This window comes from Arcanobacterium sp. S3PF19 (assembly GCF_000758825.1).
GTDB lineage: Bacteria > Actinomycetota > Actinomycetes > Actinomycetales > Actinomycetaceae > Arcanobacterium_A.
In genome coordinates this window covers 1-20,775 of record NZ_JRMX01000015.1, presented here as the reverse complement: position 1 = coordinate 20,775, position 20,775 = coordinate 1, and the positions used below count along the sequence as shown (strand labels likewise).

17 protein-coding genes and 1 riboswitch are annotated in these 20,775 nt (G+C 56.5%); of the genes, 8 read left to right on the top strand and 9 right to left on the bottom strand.

Annotated elements, in window-relative coordinates; genetic code table 11:
- Positions 1–110 precede the first annotated feature (110 nt).
- The 4 genes from HMPREF1631_RS05845 to HMPREF1631_RS05830 are packed head-to-tail and all read left to right on the top strand — an operon-like array spanning position 111 to position 4,264.
- Positions 111–1,742: an anchored repeat ABC transporter, substrate-binding protein gene (locus HMPREF1631_RS05845; protein WP_232215454.1), complete on the top strand. Its 1,632-nt coding sequence runs from the start codon at positions 111–113 to the stop codon at positions 1,740–1,742.
- Between the two features lie 26 nt (positions 1,743–1,768).
- On the top strand, positions 1,769–2,707 hold the full coding sequence (locus HMPREF1631_RS05840; protein WP_084707549.1) for a choice-of-anchor M domain-containing protein: 939 nt from the start codon (positions 1,769–1,771) through the stop codon (positions 2,705–2,707).
- On the top strand, positions 2,700–3,437 hold the full coding sequence (locus HMPREF1631_RS05835) for a metal ABC transporter ATP-binding protein (RefSeq protein WP_034233528.1): 738 nt from the start codon (positions 2,700–2,702) through the stop codon (positions 3,435–3,437). Before HMPREF1631_RS05840 ends, HMPREF1631_RS05835 begins: the two co-directional genes overlap by 8 nt.
- Complete coding sequence (locus HMPREF1631_RS05830) at positions 3,434–4,264, top strand: anchored repeat-type ABC transporter permease subunit (protein WP_034233526.1); 831 nt, start codon at positions 3,434–3,436, stop codon at positions 4,262–4,264. The genes HMPREF1631_RS05835 and HMPREF1631_RS05830 overlap by 4 nt, the downstream gene beginning before the upstream one ends.
- Positions 4,265–4,464: 200 nt before the next feature.
- Here HMPREF1631_RS05830 and HMPREF1631_RS05825 read toward each other — a convergent pair whose 3' ends face one another.
- The 6 genes from HMPREF1631_RS05825 to HMPREF1631_RS05800 form a co-directional block, all read right to left on the bottom strand.
- Complete coding sequence (locus tag HMPREF1631_RS05825; protein ID WP_034233524.1) at positions 4,465–5,301, bottom strand: MetQ/NlpA family ABC transporter substrate-binding protein; 837 nt, start codon at positions 5,299–5,301, stop codon at positions 4,465–4,467.
- A 144-nt stretch (positions 5,302–5,445) separates the two neighbouring features.
- On the bottom strand, positions 5,446–6,195 hold the full coding sequence (locus tag HMPREF1631_RS05820; protein WP_034233523.1) for a methionine ABC transporter permease: 750 nt from the start codon (positions 6,193–6,195) through the stop codon (positions 5,446–5,448).
- Positions 6,192–7,181: a methionine ABC transporter ATP-binding protein gene (locus HMPREF1631_RS05815; protein WP_034233521.1), complete on the bottom strand. Its 990-nt coding sequence runs from the start codon at positions 7,179–7,181 to the stop codon at positions 6,192–6,194. Before HMPREF1631_RS05815 ends, HMPREF1631_RS05820 begins: the two co-directional genes overlap by 4 nt.
- A gap of 14 nt (positions 7,182–7,195) precedes the next feature.
- A riboswitch (SAM riboswitch) is annotated at positions 7,196–7,307 on the bottom strand.
- A 293-nt stretch (positions 7,308–7,600) separates the two neighbouring features.
- The gene (locus HMPREF1631_RS05810; RefSeq protein ID WP_034233519.1) at positions 7,601–8,311 is read right to left on the bottom strand and encodes a metal-dependent transcriptional regulator; all 711 of its coding nucleotides are present in this window, start codon (positions 8,309–8,311) and stop codon (positions 7,601–7,603) included.
- A gap of 50 nt (positions 8,312–8,361) precedes the next feature.
- Positions 8,362–9,072, bottom strand: a complete 711-nt coding sequence (deoD, locus tag HMPREF1631_RS05805; RefSeq protein ID WP_034233517.1) for a purine-nucleoside phosphorylase — start codon at positions 9,070–9,072, stop codon at positions 8,362–8,364.
- Between the two features lie 52 nt (positions 9,073–9,124).
- Positions 9,125–10,378: an AI-2E family transporter gene (locus HMPREF1631_RS05800; RefSeq protein WP_052047177.1), complete on the bottom strand. Its 1,254-nt coding sequence runs from the start codon at positions 10,376–10,378 to the stop codon at positions 9,125–9,127.
- 222 nt (positions 10,379–10,600) lie between these two features.
- Here HMPREF1631_RS05800 and HMPREF1631_RS05795 point away from each other — a divergent pair, with 222 nt between their 5' ends.
- Together HMPREF1631_RS05795 and HMPREF1631_RS06870 are read left to right on the top strand one after the other, a co-directional pair.
- Positions 10,601–11,371: an HAD-IIB family hydrolase gene (locus HMPREF1631_RS05795; RefSeq protein WP_034233798.1), complete on the top strand. Its 771-nt coding sequence runs from the start codon at positions 10,601–10,603 to the stop codon at positions 11,369–11,371.
- 40 nt (positions 11,372–11,411) lie between these two features.
- The gene (locus HMPREF1631_RS06870; protein ID WP_156956243.1) at positions 11,412–12,146 is read left to right on the top strand and encodes a vitamin K epoxide reductase family protein; all 735 of its coding nucleotides are present in this window, start codon (positions 11,412–11,414) and stop codon (positions 12,144–12,146) included.
- Here the strand turns inward: HMPREF1631_RS06870 and HMPREF1631_RS05785 are convergent.
- Positions 12,103–12,639: an HIT family protein gene (locus HMPREF1631_RS05785; RefSeq protein ID WP_084707524.1), complete on the bottom strand. Its 537-nt coding sequence runs from the start codon at positions 12,637–12,639 to the stop codon at positions 12,103–12,105. The genes HMPREF1631_RS06870 and HMPREF1631_RS05785 overlap by 44 nt on opposite strands.
- Before the next feature lie 105 nt (positions 12,640–12,744).
- Between HMPREF1631_RS05785 and leuS the strand changes: the two genes are divergently transcribed.
- Positions 12,745–15,630 (top strand): leucine--tRNA ligase, encoded by a 2,886-nt coding sequence (leuS, locus tag HMPREF1631_RS05780; protein WP_034233516.1) that lies wholly within the window; start codon positions 12,745–12,747, stop codon positions 15,628–15,630.
- A 141-nt stretch (positions 15,631–15,771) separates the two neighbouring features.
- The gene (locus HMPREF1631_RS05775) at positions 15,772–16,758 is read left to right on the top strand and encodes an aldose 1-epimerase (protein ID WP_034233513.1); all 987 of its coding nucleotides are present in this window, start codon (positions 15,772–15,774) and stop codon (positions 16,756–16,758) included.
- A gap of 121 nt (positions 16,759–16,879) precedes the next feature.
- Here HMPREF1631_RS05775 and HMPREF1631_RS05770 read toward each other — a convergent pair whose 3' ends face one another.
- On the bottom strand, positions 16,880–18,313 hold the full coding sequence (locus tag HMPREF1631_RS05770; RefSeq protein ID WP_052047175.1) for a nitrate/sulfonate/bicarbonate ABC transporter ATP-binding protein: 1,434 nt from the start codon (positions 18,311–18,313) through the stop codon (positions 16,880–16,882).
- A gap of 100 nt (positions 18,314–18,413) precedes the next feature.
- Complete coding sequence (locus tag HMPREF1631_RS05765; protein WP_034233511.1) at positions 18,414–20,162, bottom strand: ABC transporter permease subunit; 1,749 nt, start codon at positions 20,160–20,162, stop codon at positions 18,414–18,416.
- Positions 20,163–20,775: the final 613 nt, after the last annotated feature.

Below are 20,775 nucleotides of genomic sequence, written 5' to 3'. Positions count from 1 at the left end.
GCGCAGAGCAGGATCACACCTTAAAATTGGTAATGAGAATCAATATCAATTAGAATTGTCCCGTCGGAAAAATTCCAATTGGCAGGACGGTGTGAAAACTGAATCTGAAAGTGCGGATTGGGGGAAAACTGCGCGGATATTTCCCCGAAAATCCGAAGCGTGGACGTATTTCCCGTGCGCGGCGCGGGAAATGCGCAGCGCTCTGTGCTGCGTTTTGTGCGATGGCGTCCTTCGCCGGATGCTCTGCCGGCACCGCGGGGGACGCAGCGGATGGCCGGCTGAGGGTAGTTGCCTCCGTTCCGATCATTGCCGATCTGGTGCGCAATGTTGCCCCAAAAGCCGACATCTCCGTATTGATTCCTCCCGGTGCCGATCCCCATTCCTTCGAGCCCTCCGTGGCTACCGTGCGGGATGTGGCAAATGCGGATATCGCCTTCACCAACGGACTTCTGCTTGAACAGCAGTCTCTGATTTCGACGATTGAGGCAAACCTGCCGGAAAAGGCAAAAAATGTGGCTTTGGCGCAGGAGTCGGTGCCTTACGGGGCAAAACACATTCATCTGACGGAAGATATCTCGCTGTCTACGGTATGGCTGGGATTTCGCGTTGACGGGCAGGGAAGTTCGCAGGAAACGGTCGATATCGTTGCCCGGAAAATAACCGGCCCCGGTCTTCTGTCCGCATTTACCACAGGCACCTTCGGCCGGCCCACGCCCTGGATTACGGGCGGCGGCGGAACGCAGACCCGCGGTAAAGTCTCCCTGCCCACGAATGCGCACACGCATATGTCCTGGGGATTTTCCCGTCCGGGCACATATAAACTTACGCTCGGAGCGGTGCTGAAAGGCAAATCGGGAGAGCGTGATCTGGGAAGTGCGACTGTTACGTTTGCGGTCGGCACAAATGCGGAGAAAACGGGAAAGACCGTGATCGATAGCGGGCACATGGATATAACCGCCCGGCTGCGCGGGGGAGTAGACCTTTTCGGCGATGCCCCGCAGGGCGGAACGGCCTCGTTTTCCCCGCAGGACACCGTGATTGCGGTGCCGCACACGGCGGCGGCGGATATTCCGGACAACGGATGGCGTTTTCTCGGCCGTCCGGGAGAAAAAGCATGGATTTTGGCACAGGCGGTATTGGGCAGACACGTGCACGGGGAAACAGACCCGCATCTGTGGCATGACGTAAGCAACGCGGCTGCCTATGTGGAGTGCATAACTTCCGCCCTGGAAAGCGCAGACCCGAAACACGCCGCCGAATACAGGGAAAATGCGGTCAAATACAGGGAAAAACTGAACCGCCTGGACGCCTGGATGCGCGACGTTCTTACGTCCGTGCCGAAAGAGCGGCGTACCCTGGTTACCGCCCATGATTCTTTCGGCTATCTTGCCAAAGCCTACGGATTTAAAATTGCGGGATTCGTTGCCCCGAATCCGTCGCTGGAACCGTCCGTGGTGCAGCTGGCGAACCTGACACGGACCCTGCGTTCCCTTCCCGGGAAAGCGGTTTTTCTCGAGCCGACGTCAAAAGCACATGTGCCCGAGCTTATTTCCGCCGCGCATAGGGCGAATACCGCTGTGTGTGAAATATATTCGGACACTTTCTCCGGGCAGATAAACACATACATAAAGCTGATGGAATTTAATACCAAATCTCTGAAATCCTGTCTGGATCGGGAATCTTTGCCGGCATGGAATCCCAACATCGCGCAGAGTCCCTCCCCGGCAGCGGAAAAACAGTGAAACGAAAACGCGGAAAAAGGAATAATATGATGAAACACCTGCGAAAACTCTCTGCCGTCCTTCCTGTGCTGCTGTGTGCCGCACAGCCTGCGGCTGCCGATTCTCAGCCAAATCCTTCCGACCCGGCGCTGACGCAGGTTGTGGAGGAAAATGAGCATATTGCGCCAAAGGGGACGGCAGTGGAGATTTCTGCCGGCCATATGGATCTGGGTCCGAAAATCATTGGCGGAAAATGGGAGCTGATGGTGCGCGACGACTCGGGGAAAACACCGGTTTGGCGCCATCCGGAAGATGTCGTTTTCCGGGTTTCGGACAAAGCGCAGGCCGAAATTCCAAAGAAAGACGAATATTCTTTTATCAATGCCACCGGCAGGGTATGGGTGATTCCGCAGCAGGAGATTCCGGGCGTTGTCTGGCTGGGCTGGAATACGCAGTCTCCGGAAGTGGCCCGAAGCGTGAACGGGGGAGTGTCGCTGATTTACGCAGGGCATCAGGGAGCCGGGGATTTCCACGGTTTTGTGCAGGCGGGTAATTTTTCCGGCCCGCAGGAACTGTGGAACTCACGCCGGTCCGTTTCACAGCCGATTCACGTGGAGCCGAACACGCACACCCACGCAAACTGGGTGTTTACAAAACCGGGAGAACATTTGCTGCGTTTAAGCGCGCAGGCCCGGCTGAAAGACGGGACGTCCGTCGAAGACACAAAAATACTGCGTTTTGCGGTGGGTGACGCGGCAGATGCGCAGCGCGTCCTGGCTATGGCATGGACGAAGACAAATCCGCCCGCCACTGCCGTGAAATCGGCGCAGCCCGGCATACTTGAGCGCATGACGCTTCTGCCTTTGGCGGTGGCGGTATTTTTGGCGGCCGCCGCTTCGGCGGTTACCGCCGGGGCACTGTATATGCGCAGACGTACGCTGCGCGAGCGCCGGGCAGCCGAGAAAATGGCGGGAATCGATGAATGACGCATTAAGAATAGAAGATCTGTGTGTTTCCCTGGGCACGCAGGAAGTTCTCAAAGATGTGAGCCTGCACGTCCGCCGGGGGGAATTGGTCGGTCTGATCGGGCCGAACGGAGCGGGAAAGACGACTCTGATGCGCACGGTGATGGGTCTGGTGCGCCGCACTTGCGGTGAGATTGCCGCAGAGCGGCAGATCGGTTACGTGCCGCAGATACAGAATCTCGACTGGTCGTATCCGATGTCGGCAGAACAGCTGGTGATGACTTCTTTTCTTGCGCGCCGCGGGGGAAAGGCCGATGCGCTTGCGGGGAGAAAAGAGAAATGGGCTGCCGTATACCGGGCACTGCACCGGGTTGGGTTGGCAAAGCTGCGCAGACGGACAATAGCACAGCTTTCCGGCGGGCAGAAACAGCGTGTGCTGATTGCCAGGGCTCTTGCCCCAAATCCTGCGCTGCTGCTGCTTGACGAGCCTTTTACGGGCCTGGATCATCCAAATCAGGATCTTCTTTCGGACTTGTTTGGCGAACTGGCGCAAAACGGTGTGGGGATTTTGATGTCCACACACGACCTTACGCAGGCTATAGATATCTGCGACCGTCTGGTTATGCTGAACGAAACCGTGCGTGCGGCGGGCAAACCGCAGGAGCTGCTGATTCCGAAGCTGTGGACGGAAACTTATCGGGTGCGGGAGGATTCGGCTTTGCTGCGTGCCCTGGGGATGGGAACAAAATGAACTTTTTTGATTTTCTTGCCGATATGTGCAACCCAAATTTGGTATTTCTGCCAAAAGCACTGCTTGTGGCGGTGATGTCGGCGGTGATCTGTGCGGTTACGGGTGTGCATGTGGTGCTGCGCAGGCTTTCTTTTGTGGGAGATGCCCTTTCGCATGCCGTATTTCCCGGAATTGCCGTTGCCTTTGCGATGCAGGGATCGATTCTGCTGGGCGGAGCGGTCGCCGGCGGGGCGGTCGCTCTGTTAATCGCTCTTTTCTCCCAAAGCAGACGCCTGGGCGAAGACTCGGTGATCGGGATCTTTTTCGCGGCGGCATTTGCTCTGGGGCTGGTAATTATGAGTCGGATTCCCGGCTATACGGGTTCTTTGGAATCTTTTTTGTTCGGTTCGCTTACGGGCGTGACAAACGCAGATATTCTGACTGTTGCCGCCGCGGGGATCTGTATTCTTAGCGTGCTGGCGGTATTTCACGAAAAACTGGTGCTTCTCGGCGTGGATCGGGATTATGCCCGCACGCTTGGTCTGCGCGTGGGAATGTTGGATCTTCTTCTTTTTCTTACGATTGCGGCGGCGGTTGTGGTTTCGGTGCAGACAATCGGCAATATCCTTGTGCTCGCGCTTCTGACTGCCCCTGCGGCCGGCGCGCGGATGGTTACGGACCGGATATTTCCGATGATGGTGATTGCCTCCGTTATCGGTGCGGTTTCCGCTTTTTTGGGGATTTGGGCTTCGTGGGCTTTGAATTTACCCACGGGTGCGAGCATTGTGCTTGTTTCCGCACTGCTTTTCATTCTGCTGTGGGTGTTTTCCCCGATTCGCCGGCACTGACCGGGATTCGGTGTGCGGCGCGGGGTGAATCTTTTCCCGATTTGCGCACCGGGCGGCGGATCCGCGCAGACAGCAGCGCACGGCAGATTGTGCGGAGAGCGGCCGAAAACTGTGCACTGCCGGGGTGCAGAGCGGCGAGGGGAAAAAGGGAGGGAACGGAAAATCCGTTCCCTCCCTTTTTCCGGTCCTGCGGCCGGGGTTTACTTAAAAGCCGGGATGATATTCTTATCCGGGTACTTTTCGGTGATGAACTTTGCCACAGCGGGAGAATGAATCAGCTTCTCAAGCTTTTTGATTGCGGCAATTTTTTTGTTGTCCGGTCTCCATGCCAGGATGTTTGCGTACGGATTGTTTTCCACAGACTCGATGAACAGCGAATCGGCGGGCTTAAGCTTTGCTTCCTGTGCAAAGTTTCCGTTGATTACCGCGGCATCCACGTCCGCAAGCTGTACCGGGATTGCCGCGGCTTCCGATTCCTTGATCTTCAGATGTTTCGGATTTTCGGAAATGTCGGCAATTGAGGCACTCTGCGATTTGGAAGAGAGCTTAATCAGTTTTGCGTCCTGAAGCAGTTTCAGTCCGCGTGCCTGATTCGACGGATCGTTGTTGATTACGATTGTTGCCCCATCCGGGATGTCCTCAAGCTTTTTGTATTTATTTGAATACAGTGCGATCGGTTCGATATGGACCGGTTTTCCGACTTCGAATTTGTAGCCTTTGGTGGCCGCCTCTTCCTGATAGTAGGCGAGGTGCTGATAGAAGTTTACGTCGATTTCCCCGGCGTTGAGGGCCACATTGGGCTGCACGTAGTCGGTGTACTGCTTAATCTCCAGCTCGATTCCCGCGTCTTTGGCAAGTTTGTCGTTCACGAACTGCAGGATATCGCTGTGCGGAACCGGACTTGCCCCCACAATCAGTTTGGTCACTCCGTTTTTGCCCTCCGCTGCGGATTTATCCTTTCCGTCGGAAGAAGAGCAGGCTCCGAGGGCAAGAGAGGCGGCAGCCAGCAGGGCAGAGAATTTTTTGAATGTAGACATTGTTTTTCCTTTTAAGTATATGGTTTCAGCGCGAACTACAGGTTATTGACAAGTGTATCCGCACTGTCGAAAATGGTTTGTTTTGGACAATAGATACACTAAGGCTCTTGCGGTTTTAAAGCCCTGTTCCCGGTTGGCGATGCCTTAGCGGTGGTCGGCCAACCGGCTGAGCATGTCGCCAAACATCTGCACGAGCTGAACCATGATCAGAATTACAACGACCACGATCACAATCACGTCAAATTGGTAGCGCTGGTAGCCGTAGTTGATCGCAAGCGCTCCCAGTCCGCCGCCTCCGACTGCGGAAGCCATTGCGGAATATCCGATGATGGTAATGGTCAAAATGGTGGTGGACTGAATGATGGCGGGCAGGGCTTCACGCACCAGAACGCCTGCCATAATCCGCAGCCGGGAGGCGCCCATCATCTGAGCCGCCTCAACTTTTCCGCTTTCCACAGCCAGCACGTTTGACTCGATCATCCGTGCAAAATAGGGCACGGCGGAGGCGATGAGGGTAAGGGTGAATGCCGGCCAGCCGATTGCTTTCAGCCAGGGCAAATCCACTGCGCGAATCACAAACAGAACGATAATTGCCAGAATGATAAACGGAATTGCCCGTCCCAGATTGATTATCAGTCCCACAACGCGATTCAGGATCGGTTTATTCAGCAGACCGCCTTTGCGCGTCTCACAGAGGAACACGCCCAGCGGAATGCCGATAATTACGGTTACGGCCGTGGAAATTACGACCATCAGAATTGTTTCCCAGATTGCCGGCAGCAGAAACTGCCGTATTGCCGGGTTGTTCAGCCAGGTCTGCGAAGCTGCGGCGGCACCCGAATGAATGCCGGCAAAAGTATTGTGTGCAAAAAGTGTAAGTGCGCTAATCGTCATGCCAGGCGCTCCTTTGCATAAATTCCGTTTTCGCGCAGGGCCGTGAGTGCGTGTTCCGTGGTTTCCCGCGGAATTGCAAGCGCAAGCCGGGAGAGCTGTACTTTGCCGACCGTTTCAAACAGTCCGGCGGCAATATCCGCTCCCAAATGGCTGGCCAGACCCAAAACTTTGGAGCCGGCAGGTTCGCCCGGATGCGCCGTGAAGAATACGTCGATCAGTGTTTCGTGGTGCAGGTTTTGCAGATCCACTTCAGGCAGCGGAATCAGTTTTTGGCACAGACCCGATTCCGGATCCGATACCGCATCTTCAATGGTTTTCGATTCAAGGGCCCGTCCGGCATCCAACAGCGTCACGGAGTCGCATATTTTGCGCACAACCGACATTTCATGCGTAATCACAACCACGGTAACGCCCGTCCGGTCGCGTACGTCTTTCAGAAGACGCAGAATCTGCTCGGTTGTGCCGGTGTCCAGCGCCGAGGTCGGTTCGTCGGCCAGGAGAACATTCGGATTTGCGGCAAGGGCGCGGGCAATGCCCACACGCTGACGCTGGCCTCCGGAAAGCTGTGCGGGGTAGGAAGTTTCGCGTCCGCTGAGCCCGATCAGTTCAAACAGCTCTTTCACGCGCTGTTTTCTTTTTTCCGCCGGTATGCCCGCAATTTTCAGGGCGTAGGCAACGTTCTGTCCGACGGTGCGCGAGTCAAGCAGATTGGCTCCCTGAAACACCATGCCGATCCGGCGGCGTTCGTTGCGCAGTTCCCGTTCGGAAAGCTGCGTCAGGTCTTTGCCGGCAATTTCGATTTTCCCCTCCGTCGGACGCTCGAGAGCTGTCAGACAGCGAATCAGAGTTGATTTTCCGGCTCCCGATTCCCCCACGATTCCGTGTATTGCGCCGGAGGGAACGGACAATGACAAATTATTCAACGCGTACACCGGATCCTGCCCCCTTCTGGGGTAAATCTTCGTTACGCCTTCTAATTTAATCACGTGAACTCCTGTTTATCTCATCGGTCTTGGCCTTAGCACCTTTACGGGCGGCTGCCTTTCGGTTTCCGCTTCCGTAGGTGGCTGCAGCGTCACTGAGCCAAGTCTCTCGGCTGCTCTTGATGAACAACTGTATATTTGCATGAATAAATACATCATTGCAAGTCGGAAGAAGCCCGGTTCACGTTCCGGACATCTTCCGGGAAGAGAGAAATGCCGAGTTATCAACGAGAACGGAAAAGTTTTGAAACAGGCTGTGATTTAGGGCATGTGCCCCGGGGGAACGGTTTTTCTGTGGGGCAGTGCGCGATAATTGGGAATCATATTCAGTAACGGAACGAAAGTGAATTATTATGCAGAAAAAACCGTATTTATTAGATGTGTATCCGGTGCGGCCCGGGATGCGGACGAGATATTTTTTCTTATTTCCGATCTGCGTTACGTTCCGCGCGCACCCACACCGCCTCCGCGATTGGCAGAGTTATCTGGATTTTTTGGGCGGGGGCCGGGGAATCGGGCAGGAAACAGGTGATCAGTCCGAGAACTTCTGACTTCGCCGTGATCCGCAGTTCGGTCCCCGGCAGAATTCGCAGTTCGCGCAGGTATGCGAGCACATCCGATTCCCTGTCGGAGACTCTGGCAACCCTCAGTGCTGTTTCCGCAGGTGCCTGTGAAAGGGGAACGGATTCTTCCATTTTGATTTCCCCGTCCGCGTCGGGAATAGGGTCGCCGTGCGGATCGTGTGTCGGATGGTTCAAAAGAGCGTCGATTCCGGCAATAAATCTGTCGGATACCGCGTGTTCCAGAGATTCCGCCTCCGCGTGTACTTCTTCCCAGGAATAGCCGAGCGCGGTAAAAAGATAGGTTTCCAGCAGACGGTGTCTGCGGACCATCTTCAAAGCAATTGCCCTTCCCGCCGCAGTGAGCCTGATTCCGCTGTATCTGCTGTGTTCCACCAGGTTTTGGGCGGAGAGTTTTTTCACGGCTTCGGAGACGGTGGAAGGACTCAGATTCATTCTGGAGGCAAGCTCATTCACTCCGGCAAGAGACTTTGTCGAAGAACAGATATGCCAGATGTTTTTTAAATAATCTTCGTGTGTGGTGCTGAGCACTGTATCTGGGGCTGCTTTCACGTCCGGCTGCTTTCGTTGTCTGTGTGCTGAATTATTCTCTGTGTGCTGAATTATTCGCAGTGCGCGGCTGCCAGGGCAAGCTGCAGTGCGCGGCGGAAGTTTGATTCTCTTTCTTCGGCGGTCATATCGGAAGCGGAATCAAAAAGATGGTCGGACACGGTGAGCACGGTTAAAGCCTGCTTTCCGTATTTTGCCGCCAAACCGTAGAGCGCGCCGGCCTCCATTTCGATTCCGAGCGCCCCGATTTCGCCCAGTGCCTTATTTTCCTGCGGATCGACTCCGTAGAAACGGTCGCGCGACACAACCGGTCCCACAGTCACCCGCGGATCGCCGGCGGCAGCTTCGGCGGCCGCCCTCATCAGGGAAAAATCGGCTATCGCGGAAAAATGAACGTTCGGTGCCATATATGTGTTCAAAACACCTTCGTAGTGCGCGCCGGAGGCAATCACCACATCGCCCACCTTTACTTTCGGCGAAATGCCCCCGCATGTTCCCACGCGGATGATCCGCTCCACACCGTATTGGGAAAACAGTTCGTTGACGTAGATGGACAGTGATGGCTGTCCCATTCCGGAAGCCATGACCGACAGCGGTTTTCCGTTCACCGTGCCCGTGAAGCCGAGAATTCCGCGTACATCGGTGACCGTTTTGGCATCCGGCATCAGCTGCCGGGCCATGCGCTGCGCACGTTTCGGATCTCCGGGCATAAGTACGGCAGGGGCAAAATCTCCCGGCATGGCACCGATGTGGGGGGTAGGCATATCTGATTCCTTTACTGTCTGAAACTGTTAACTGACTGTGAAAAATCCTTATTTACCGGCCGATAAATTTCTTTTTCCGCTTTTCCCATTTTAGCCTGCGTTTTTCGCGGGGGCTAAGTTTCTGCGCCACGTCGCTGTCGAACTTTTCCCAATGCGCCTGCGTGATTTGTGCAAAATCCTGCTTGGGGCCGCCCGGGCGGTTCGGATCCGTATCCAGATAGGGATAAATATCGTGTCCGTTCAGATACAGCAAAATCACGTTCACTGCCGCCGCAATGGGAACGGCGAAAACCGCTCCGAAAATTCCGGCGAAAACCGTTCCTCCCGAAACGAGAATGAAAATCGCCAATGCGTGCAGGCTCAGGGCGTTTCCCTGCAGTACGGGCTGGAGCACATTGCCTTCCGTCTGCTGCACCAACAGCACGCCCAGAAGCATTAACCCGGCGGTTTCGAAGCTTGCGCTGTTGACCAGGACCAGCAATACAGCCACGGACCCGGAAAACAGCGCGCCGACCACGGGAATAAACGCACCCAAAAACACAAAAACGAAAATAGGCAGAACGAATCCCACGGGAGTGCCCAGGAAGTAGGCAATAAGACCGATACCCACCGCATCGACCAGTGCCACCACCGTCTGCGTGCGCGCATAGCTGCCGACCATCACCCAGGCGCGGATTCCCGATTCATTCACGGCATTGCGGTATTGGCACGGAAACAGCCGGACAAACCAATGCCAGATCTGCCGTCCGTCTTTGAGAAAAAAGAACAGCGCAAACAAAGAGAAAACAAAACTCGTGGAAAATGTGCCCACCGAAGAACCGAGCATCATCAGACCGCCCACAATTCTGCCGCTGTTGTTCTGCAGGGCTTCGCGCACGGAGTCCCATGAGTGTTCGATCTGTCCGCGCAGATTCGGGAAAGCCGACTCCGCCCAGGTGACGATATGCAGCATTCCGCCTGTGATACGGTCGCTCAGATTGTAAAATCCCTGGTATATTCCCGTGCCCGATGCCCAAAGAACGGCAAACAGCAGTGCGGCGAGGAAGAGCACGGTCAGGCAGGCGCTCAGCGACTTCGGCAGCCGGGCTTTGCGGTGCAGAAAACTGTTTAGCGGTTCGAGTACCACTGCCAGCAGCATTGCCACGAGCAGGGCAATAATGATCACCGAAAAACGGAAAGTGCACATGGCAATGACGGCGACCGCCCCGCAGACGGCCAAAAATCTCCACGCCCAGTCGGAGAGCACGGTCAGGACGGGAGGAAGCACGGGGAAGTCCGCCCGGGTTTCCGTGTTGTTTTCGGACAATCCTTACACCTGTCTTTCACATGGTTTTCCGTTGCGCCGATGAAATAATATACTTTAACAGTGTACCTTACACCGCCGGTATTTTGCCGACCGAACCGGTTTCCGTTGTGCCGGATACATTTCGCGCGCAAATCGGCGGATGCCGGCACCGAAACCGGTGAACCGAGAGACACGGCGGATATCTGCGGGAAGCAGAGTCAAATCGGAGAGAAACAGAGCGAAATGACACAGTACCGAATAATTGCCTTTGATTTGGACGACACACTGGCGCCGTCAAAATCGCCGCTTCCCGGGAAGATGGCCCGGGAGCTTGCTGCGCTGCTGGAGCATATTGCGGTATGCGTTATTTCGGGCGGCCGGTTCACTCAATTTGAAACACAGCTTCTTCCGCCTCTTGCCGCCTGCGGCGCACGGCTGGGGAATCTGCATTTAATGCCGACCTGCGGTACCCGTTATCTGCGTTTTGAAAACGGTGCCTGGCAGACGGTTTACGCACGCGATCTGCCTACGCGGCTGCGGGAAGAATGTGTGCGTGTTTTGCGGGAAAAAGCCCGGGAACTGGGATTGTGGGAGGAACATCCCTGGGGGCAGATTATCGAGGACCGCGGATCGCAGATCACCTATTCGGCTCTCGGCCAGGAGGCTCCGTTGGAAGCAAAAAAGGCATGGGATCCCACGGGGGAGAAAAAAGAAGCTCTCCGCCGTGCGGCGGCACCGCTGCTGCCGGGGCTGGAAGTGCGCGGCGGCGGTTCGACATCCGTTGACGTGACGGCAAAGGGCGTGGACAAGGCCTTTGGGATTACCAGGCTGTCCGAGCAGACGGGAATCCCCTTAAAAGATATACTGTTTGTCGGAGACCGCCTCGATCCCGGGGGCAACGATTATCCGGTATGCAGATTGGGCATAGATACCTACCGGGTGCGGAACTGGGAAGATACATACGCTTTTGTCCGTGCCTATTCTGCCCGCTTTTCGGGGGAGGACCGGGAATGATTTTGGAAAAACCGTATCCGACACAAAACGGGAGAAACGGATGAACACAGAAACAGACGGAGATTTTCTTTCCGCGGCGGGCGGGCAGAAGGCCGCCTCTTCCTCTTTTGCGGTACGGCCTGCCGACGAGGCGGAAATTGATGCGCGGCTGGCGAAACTGACCGGCCGCGCCGACGGGCATGCCCTGGCCGGGGGAACCGGGAAAAGAACCGCGGCGGCGATTGTGATTCTCTCGCTGGTGGGGATGTATGCGGCGCTGTCCCTGATTATGGCCGAAAAAACGAAACTGAAATCTCCGGGTGCCTCCCTTACCTGCGATCTGAATCCCCTTATCGGCTGCGGAAAATGGATCGGCACGCGGGTAAACGAAGTCGTGTTCGGCATTTCGAATTCGGTGCTCGGCCTGGCCGGTTTCGCCGCGCTTGCCGCTTTCGGCGTGGCATTGCTCGGAGGTGCCTGTCTGCACAGAAATATCTGGCGTCTGCTGGCCGCGGGGGCCTGTGCGGCGGCAGTTTGGGTGTGCTGGTTTATGTATCAGTCGTTTTTTGTGGCGCATTCACTGTGCCCGTACTGCGTTCTTACCTGGTATATATCGGTTCCGCTGATCCTGCTGCTGTGGGCGCGGTGTCTGCAGGCAGGGCACTGCGGTGCGCGGTTTGTGCGCGGAGGCGAATTTTTGGTGCGCAACTACCCGGTGATTCTGACGGCCGCATATGCCGCGCTGAGCGCTTTCATATTGTTTTATTTTTGGGATAAATGGATGCTTCTGTTTTAGCTTTTGGTTTTGACGCGGGCTTCGGCTTTGGCGCGTTTCCCTTTCCGGCGGATTTGGTTTTCGGGCTGTCCATTTTTTCGGGCACAAAGTCGGCATATCCCATTTCGCGCACCGCGCTGCGCAGTTTATGCATCGCGCAGTCCAGTTCCGCCGGCTGCGCGGGTTTTTCGTTTCCCAGTACTTTCACGGTCTCGGGCCGGGCGGGAATCACGTGAATGTGTGTGTGGGGAACATCGAATCCGAGAATGGAAATAATTGCCCGGGGAACGTGGAAAGCCTTTTCCTGTGCCCGGCCGATAATCTGGCTTACCTCAGCCATGTGCGCAAATACATTCGCCGGCAGATCGGAATACTTATCGACTTCCATCCGCGGCACAATCAGCACGTGCCCCGGCGCGGCAGGTTCAATCGTGGCAAAAGCGACGCAGATATCGTCTGCCCAAACAAAACGTCCCGGAATTTTACCGTCGATAATCATTGAAAATACGCTCATGCGTTCATTTTAAGTGAATTTCTGCCCGGTATCCAGAACGCGTTAATCATCGCCCGGGAATTGAGATAGCATTAAACCGGTTTCCAGTTATCTTGAAGGAGAATTATGAGCACCGAGGAAGACTCCGTATTTCCGTACCGTTACAGTGCCGCATTGGCAAACCGGATCGAAGCCAAATGGCAGGACCGCTGGGACGCGGAGGGCACGTTCAATGCCCCGAATCCCGTGGGCGATTCGATGCCGCCGGCAAAGAAATCCGCCGAGCCGTTCTTCCTTCTGGACATGTTCCCCTATCCTTCCGGAAAAGGCCTGCACGTGGGGCACCCGCTGGGTTTTATCGCCACGGACACGGTTGCCCGTTTCCAGCGGATGCAAAACAAAAACGTTTTATACACCATGGGATATGACGCTTTCGGTCTGCCTGCGGAGCAGTATGCCGTGCAGACAGGTCAGCATCCGCGGGTCACGACGGAGGAAAATATCGCCAATATGGCGGCCCAGCTGCGCAGACTGGGTCTGTCGCATGAAAAACGGCGTTCCTTTGCCACCACCGATGTCGACTATATGCGCTGGACGCAGTGGATTTTCCTGCAGATTTTCAATTCCTGGTACGATCCGGACGCGCCCGGCCGGCGTCCCGGCACCAAGGGCCGTGCCCGTCCGATTTGCGAACTTATCGCCTCTTTTGCCGACGGCAGCAGGCCTTTGCCGGACGGCAGGAAATGGAGCGCGCTGAGCGCCAAAGAGAAGAACGATACGGTAAATTCATACCGTCTGGCCTATGTTGATTATGCGCCGGTGAATTGGTGTCCCGGTCTGGGAACCGTGCTGGCAAACGAAGAAGTGACGAACGAAGGCAAATCGGAGCGGGGCAACTACCCGGTGTTCAGGCGTCATCTGCGGCAGTGGGTGATGCGCATTACCGCTTACGCCGACCGTCTTGCCGCCGATCTCGACGATGTGGACTGGCCGGAAAAAGTGCAGTCCATGCAGCGGAACTGGATCGGTAAGTCCCGCGGGGCAAACGTTGATTTTACTGCGCACCACGAGACCGGCAGCGAGACGCTGACAGTGTTTACCACCCGTCCGGACACGCTGTTCGGGGCAACGTTCATGGTCGTCTCTCCCGAGCATCCGATGCTGGAGGAGAAAAACATTCCCGCGCAGTGGAAACCGGGCATTCCCGAAGAGTGGAAAAACGGCGCGGACACTCCGCGTGAGGCGGTTGCGGCATACCGCCGGGCGGCGGCGCGCAAATCCGAACCGGAACGCGGGGATGCGGATAAGGAAAAAACGGGCGTTTTTACGGGAATTTTTGCCGAAAATCCGATAAACGGAAAAGACATTCCGGTGTTTACTTCCGATTATGTGATGATGGGATACGGCACGGGTGCGATTATGGCCGTGCCCGCCCATGATCAGCGCGACTTTGATTTCGCGGTGAAGTTCGCTCTTGATATTGTGCCCACAATGAAGGCTCCCGACGGTTTTGCGTGGGACCGCGCATGGACCGAAGACGGTGAAGTGATTAATTCCGCCAACGATACGCTTTCGCTCAACGGGCTGTTTAAGGACGGGGCAAAAGCCAAAATTACGGCGTGGATGGAGGAAAAAGGCTGCGGAAAAGCCGCGGTGACATACCGTTTGCGCGACTGGCTCTTCAGCCGGCAGAGATATTGGGGAGAGCCGTTCCCCGTCGTTTACGACGAAGAGGGATCCGTGCACGCCCTGCCTGAGTCCATGCTCCCGCTTGAGCTGCCGCAGACACCGGATTATTCCCCGCGGTCTTTTGATCCGCAGGATGCCGATTCGCAGCCGGAACCGCCGCTGGGAAGACTGCCGGAGTGGGTAAACGTAAAGCTTGATTTGGGAGACGGGTTAAAAACCTACCGGCGCGACACAAACACCATGCCGAATTGGGCCGGCTCATGCTGGTACGAGCTGCGTTACATCGATCCGCACAACGAACGGGCATTTGTTGATCCGAAAAACGAGGCCTACTGGATGGGGCCGCGGCCGGGCAAGGAATCCGGCGGTACGGACCTGTATGTGGGCGGTGTGGAACATGCCGTGCTGCATCTGCTTTATGCCCGTTTCTGGCACAAGGTGCTTTTTGATCTGGGGTGGGTGAGCTCCTATGAGCCTTTCCACAGGCTTTTCAACCAGGGATATGTGCAGGCCTATGCCTACACCGACGCGCGCGGACAGTATGTGCCCGCCGATGAGGTTGAAGAAGTGCCGGCCGCGAACGCCGACGGCGAAACGAAATATATGTGGCACGGCGAGGAAGTAAACCGTGAATACGGCAAGATGGGCAAATCGCTGAAAAACATCGTGACTCCGGACGAAATGTGCGCACGTTACGGCGCCGATACGTTCCGTGTGTATGAAATGTCGATGGGTCCCCTCGATATTTCCCGTCCCTGGGAAACCAGGGCCGTGGTCGGCTCGCAGCGTTTTCTGCAGCGTCTGTGGCGGAATATCGTTGACGAAACGACGGGCGAAGTGAAGGTTGCCGACGGGCAGCCCGACCGCGAAACGCAGAAAACCGTTGCCCGCACGATTGCCGACGTGACGGAAGAATACCGGCATATGCGGATCAACACCGCGATTGCGAAGATGATTATGCTCAACAACTATCTTACGGGCAGGACGGTCACCCGCCGGGTTGCGGAGGATCTGGTGAAGATGGTTGCGCCTGTTGCCCCGCATATTGCCGAGGAGCTGTGGCAGCGTCTCGGGCACGAAAATTCGCTTGCGCACGAGCCGTTCCCCGTGGTGGAGGACAAATCCCTGCTGGAGGAAGAAACGGTAACGTGCGTGGTGCAGGTGCAGGGCAAAGTGCGCGACAGGCTGCAGGTAAAGCCGGATATTGCGGAGGATGAGCTGCGCCGTCTCGCGCTGGCTTCGGAAAAAATCGGGCAGTTTGTGCACGGCGAGCCGCGGAAAGTGATTGTGCGCGCGCCGAAACTGGTTAATATCGTGCTCTGAACCGGTTTGCCGCGGGAGGGGAGCCTCTCTGCGGCAAACCGTACCGGCAGCGCAGCGCCTGTTTTTGCGGAACACCGGTTACTTTTCTGCCGATGTTATGTAGGATAAACACAGAAACAATTTTGCCGAGGGGGAAACGAAGTGGTCGGATCGCATTTTACGCAAATTGAAGAAACTCTCTTTGACGGACTTGGGGCGTGGCGTATTACCGCCGATTCCGGTGCCACCGCTTTGGTGGCTGCCGCGGGGGCGACTCTGCTTTCCTGGCAGCCGGAGCCCGGAAAGGAAGTGATCGCCGGATACCGCAGTGCCGCCGATCTGCAAAACACCGTGGCTTCCCGCAGCAGAATAATGGTTCCCTGGTGTGGGCGGATAAAAGACGGTAGCTACCGTTTTCGGGGCAAACGCTATTGTCTTGCCGGTGATACGCCGGGCGGCGCAATGCACGGGCTGATCGGTGCGCAGGAGTTTTCGCGGGTTTCTTCCCCGGCTGCGCTGGTGCTGTCGGCGAAAATCGGCGGCGTCCCCGGCTATCCGTGGAATTTTACGGTGACGGTCACTTTCTCCCTGGAAAGCGGTGCCGACGGCGTGGAGCATCTTTCCGTGCAGATTACCGCCAAAAACACAAACAGCTGCGAGATTCCCCTCGCTGTGGGCTGGCATCCCTACATTAAAATCCCGGGAATGAAATCGATCAATAAATGTCGGGTGGAGATTCCCGCGCGCACGAAAATTTTGGTGGATGCGCAGAAAATTCCGCGCGCCGGCGAGGCAGCCTATGCGGGAGTGCAGGCCCCGGTGGTATATGAATATTTGGGAAGCACGCAGGAAGATACGTCTTTCCGCGGTCTGATTCCCGAAGACGACGGCGTGGTTACCTCTGTTGTGCGGGATTTGGGTTCAAATGCGGAGGTGCGCATTTCGCAGGAACCCGCTCTGGCTCCCGTGCTGCATATGTTCACGGCAGACGGTCTGCCGGACGGCGCGCGCGAATCAATTGCCCTGGAGCCGAGTTCCCATCTTCCCGATGCATTTAACCGTGCGGATTCGGTGGCGAGCGTCGGCCTGCCCGCCGGCGGGGAACGGACGGTTACCGTCACTTTGAGTTACCGGTGCAACGCGGGCTGAACGGCGCCCCTCTCACTTTTCGGAGTTTAATCCCTTTTCGCCGCTTTTCTCTGCCTGTGCGCACAGACAGAGAAAAGCGCAGCAGATCTGCACGCACAGGCCGCCCGGCCGGGCGCGCCTTTTATTCGCTTTGCCCGACCGTGCGTGTCAGTTCGTCGTCGTCTGCATCATAGTCGAAAAGTTCGCCGTAGCGGCCCCAGCTGATAGCCGTTTCAAACTGCTGTTTTGCCAGCCCGTTGGGGTGTCTGCTGCGCAGCAGATCCAAAATCAGTTCTCCGCGCAGTTTTCCGCCGTTGTTTGCCAGCGCTCTGTCGATGGCACACACAAGCGGGGCATGGTTAAGTGCCAGTCGGGCAAAAATCTGTTTGCTGGTCAGAATATCTGCCCGGTGCCACTTTTTCCCTTCCGCGGTGATCGTAACGTGCCCGTTTTCCGCAGTGAGCACATTAAGCAGTATTCCCGCGTCGACAAGCGGAAACAGATCATCTACCTCAAAGGAGAGATCGGCTGCGATATCGGCAAGATCCAGTCCGGCCGGAGTGTCTGCCATCACGTCGAGCAGACCTGCCAGCCCGCCCGGAGTGGCATTGGGCAGCAGGTGTATCGGTGTGTTTCCGGAACCGTGCGCGGGGTTGGAATTTCCCGCCCGGCGCATGAGCATTTCGGTGATCGCAGCCGTTTCTCGGCTTTGCGCGGCGGCGTGTGCGCCCGGTTCCGTCTGTGTTCTGTGCCCGGTGCCGGAAGTGTTTGTGGTATCTGCGGATGTCGCCCCGGTCAGGATGGCGTAAAGACGATCCACAGCCTGCCCGAATTCGGCGCTGTGCCTGTTGCGCGGGCGGGGAAGGTCAATACGCAGATCGGCGATTAAGTGCCCCGGGTGGGAACCGAGCACTACCACGCGGTCCGCCATCTGCACGGCCTCTTCGATATTGTGTGTCACAATCAGCACGGATTTAATGTCGCGTTCTTTCTTCGACCACAGCTTGAGCACTTCCTGCCGCAGATTTTCGGCCGTCAGCACGTCCAGAGCCGAGAACGGTTCGTCCATAAACAGGGCATCGGGGCGAAGAACCAGTGCGCGCGCAATGCCCACGCGCTGACGCATTCCCCCGGAAAGTTCTTTCGGGTATGCGCTTTCGAAGCCGTCGAGACCGATGGAGTCGATTGCCGCCAATGCCCGTTCGGCGCGCTCTTTGCGTTTTACGCCCCGGGCGCGCAGTCCCAGCTCAACGTTGTTTTGCACGGTCAGCCAGGGCATAAGGGCGAAATTCTGGAAAATGATTGCCACGCCCGGGTTTGGGCCGGTCAGAGTTTTTCCGCGGTAGGCGACACTGCCGGCGGTGGGCTCCACCAAGCCCGCAAGAGTGCGCAGAAAAGTGGATTTCCCTGCCCCGGAACGTCCCAGAATTGCCACTATTTCCCCTTCGTGCAGGGTAAAGGAGATGTCTTTCAGCACGTGCTGCGTGCTTCCGTTTTCCGCGGTGAAACTCTGGCTGATGTGTTCGGCGCGGATGATTGCTTCCGTGTTCGGTGCCGATACCGTATTCATGTTCATAATCTGCCGTCCTTTAAGTCTGTGGATTTTCGTTCGGATATTGTCTGTGTGTGCGTATTTGTCTGCGCGGCGGCATGTCTGTGTGCCTGTGCGCCCGGGTTTAGCCGACCGTGAACCGCCCGGCGGCAATGCGCTGCAAAGGGGCCCAAAACAGTTTATTGCTCAGAACCACGATTAAACTCATCACGGTGATTCCGACCAGAATACGGGCGGTGTCGCCGGCGCCTGTGGCATCGGCAATATATGTGCCCAGACCGGGAGTTGAAAAACGGTGTTTTCCGTATTCGACGATTTCGGAAACGATTGACGCGTTCCAGGCCCCGCCCGCCGCAGTGAGTCCTCCGGTGCACCACGGGCCGAAAATGGCCGGCAGAATCAGGCTTTTCCAACGCAGCAGAGGCCCGAGACGGAAACTGCGTGCCATTTCCCGCAAATCCCCGGGAATGGCGCTCGCTCCGGCGATGACGTTAAACAGAATGTACCACTGTGTTCCCAAAGCCATCAGGATGATGCTGCCCAGGCTTAAATCGATATGCCATGCCGAAAACCACACCATGGCGAAAGGAAAAATGAAATTCGCGGGGAAGCTGGCGCAGATTTGGACGACCGGCTGCATAATCCGCGATACTTTCGGGTGCATTCCGATGACTGCCCCGATCGGAACCCAGATCAGCGTGCTGAGAAGTATGAGCACGGCAACGCGGATGAACGTCAGTGCGCCGAGGAAACCGGCAGTCGCAAATTCTCCCAGACCCGTGGTTTGCGAAACGAAGAAAAGCAGGCGGGCGGCGGCCGCCGCCGTTACTGCCAAAACGGCTGCCGTAAAAGCGAAGTCCGCCGGTTTTTCCATTCTGCCGCCGCGGTGCCATTTTGCGCCCGTTTTGCCGAATATGCGCATTGCGCGGTCAATCTGCTCACGCAGGGGAGAAAAAATCCTGCCGATTATTTCGTCGGTATGCGACTGACGGATCAGCGTGAGTACCGCGCTGCGCCGTTCTTCCCCGCCGGCGCCGTGTGTGATCCGAAAGCGCTCGGCCCATGCGGTGAGCGGCTTCCACAGCAGGAAATCAATGGCGACAACGACGATTATCATTGTCCCGATTGCCCACCTGATATGGCCGGGTTTGTCTTCCGCGGCTGCCTGCGCCACAAAGCTGCCGATACCCGGCAGTGCGTAGGTGCGGTTGTTGACGGAGATCATTTCCGAAGCGGTGAGGAAGAACCATCCTCCGCCAACCGACATCATGCAGTTCCACAGCAGGGGAATTGCGGAATTGGGCATATCGAGAGTCCAAAAACGCTGCCAGCGGCTGAGACCGAGGCTGCGTGCCGCTTCGTCCAGTTCCTTCGGTTCGCTGAGCAGCGATCTGTGGAATGAGAAGGTCATATTCCATGCCTGGCCGGTAAAGATGGCAAAAATTGAGGCTGCTTCCACGCCGAGCATGGAATTGGGAAAAATGACGAGCCAGACTGTAACCGTTGCGGAAAGGAAACCGAGGATCGGCACGGACTGCAGTATGTCGAGCAGGGGAATGAGGACTCTTCCCAGCCGCCGGCCACGTGCCGCCGCCAGTGCGTAAACAACGGTAAAGATCAGGGAAAATATCAGAGCGACAAACATTCGGAACACCGAACGCAGTGCATAATACGGCAGCCGCGCCGGGTCGGCGGAAACGGCAGAGGGGATATTTCCCTGTTTTACGGGCATATTTATTCCCTGCAGAACATATGCGGCGACTCCAAACAGTGCCAGTATTCCGACACAGACGATGACGTCGGAATACAGCCGTGTGGCAAAAGTGACTTTTTTCGTGTTTTCGTTTTTCCGGGAGACTGTAAATATAGTCATGACGAAGTTCCTGTGCTGTCATATTTATATTCCGCGCGGGGTTTCGGTATTGCCGCCGGCGCCGGCGTACGCCGCAGCCGCAGGCAATGCCCGCAGGCGGGCGTTTTTCCGTGCCAAAGGCAGATACGGGCGGGAAAAGAAACCGAAACCGCCAAACAGCGGAAGAAAATTACCGATAATTTTAAAGTATGCCGAAAACGCTATTTCACGCCGAAGGGGTGACTGCCGTTTTCGCTGTTCGGGGAGGCGGCGGAGAAAGTATGTCGGAACTTACTTCCGGGGCCGTCACCCGAGATATCCATATCTGAGATATTACTGTGATAATTCATGGCCGGTCACCTCCTTAATCTGACGGTGATGCACACTGCCGTGCAGGCCCACTTTGAGGCCTGAATCAGCATAAGCCCGGGCAGTGTGTTTGTCAACATACGTTTCTTTTCCGGATTTCTCTGTTTTGGGAGAATTTCGGTGCCGTCTGCACTCCGCGGATGAATCTGTGCAATCTGTGTGTGTTCCGAAAACGGATCCGGCCGTCTCCGAAAACAGACCCCAAAACGGAAGTCCGCCGCGCCCAGCCGTTTTGTAAGACATATTTGCCGGGGGGGGGGGGGTT

Excerpts from the sequence above, each read along its gene's own strand:
- HMPREF1631_RS05840 (WP_084707549.1), top strand. The coding sequence starts at position 1,769 with ATGATGAAACACCTGCGAAAACTCTCTGCCGTCCTTCCTGTGCTGCTG.
- HMPREF1631_RS05835 (WP_034233528.1), top strand. The coding sequence starts at position 2,700 with ATGAATGACGCATTAAGAATAGAAGATCTGTGTGTTTCCCTGGGCACG.
- HMPREF1631_RS05830 (WP_034233526.1), top strand. The coding sequence starts at position 3,434 with ATGAACTTTTTTGATTTTCTTGCCGATATGTGCAACCCAAATTTGGTA.
- HMPREF1631_RS05825 (WP_034233524.1), bottom strand. The coding sequence starts at position 5,301 with ATGTCTACATTCAAAAAATTCTCTGCCCTGCTGGCTGCCGCCTCTCTT.
- HMPREF1631_RS05820 (WP_034233523.1), bottom strand. The coding sequence starts at position 6,195 with ATGACGATTAGCGCACTTACACTTTTTGCACACAATACTTTTGCCGGC.
- deoD (WP_034233517.1), bottom strand. The coding sequence starts at position 9,072 with ATGCCTACCCCCCACATCGGTGCCATGCCGGGAGATTTTGCCCCTGCC.
- HMPREF1631_RS05795 (WP_034233798.1), top strand. The coding sequence starts at position 10,601 with ATGACACAGTACCGAATAATTGCCTTTGATTTGGACGACACACTGGCG.
- HMPREF1631_RS06870 (WP_156956243.1), top strand. The coding sequence starts at position 11,412 with ATGAACACAGAAACAGACGGAGATTTTCTTTCCGCGGCGGGCGGGCAG.
- HMPREF1631_RS05785 (WP_084707524.1), bottom strand. The coding sequence starts at position 12,639 with ATGAGCGTATTTTCAATGATTATCGACGGTAAAATTCCGGGACGTTTT.
- leuS (WP_034233516.1), top strand. The coding sequence starts at position 12,745 with ATGAGCACCGAGGAAGACTCCGTATTTCCGTACCGTTACAGTGCCGCA.
- HMPREF1631_RS05770 (WP_052047175.1), bottom strand. The coding sequence starts at position 18,313 with ATGAACATGAATACGGTATCGGCACCGAACACGGAAGCAATCATCCGC.
- HMPREF1631_RS05765 (WP_034233511.1), bottom strand. The coding sequence starts at position 20,162 with ATGACTATATTTACAGTCTCCCGGAAAAACGAAAACACGAAAAAAGTC.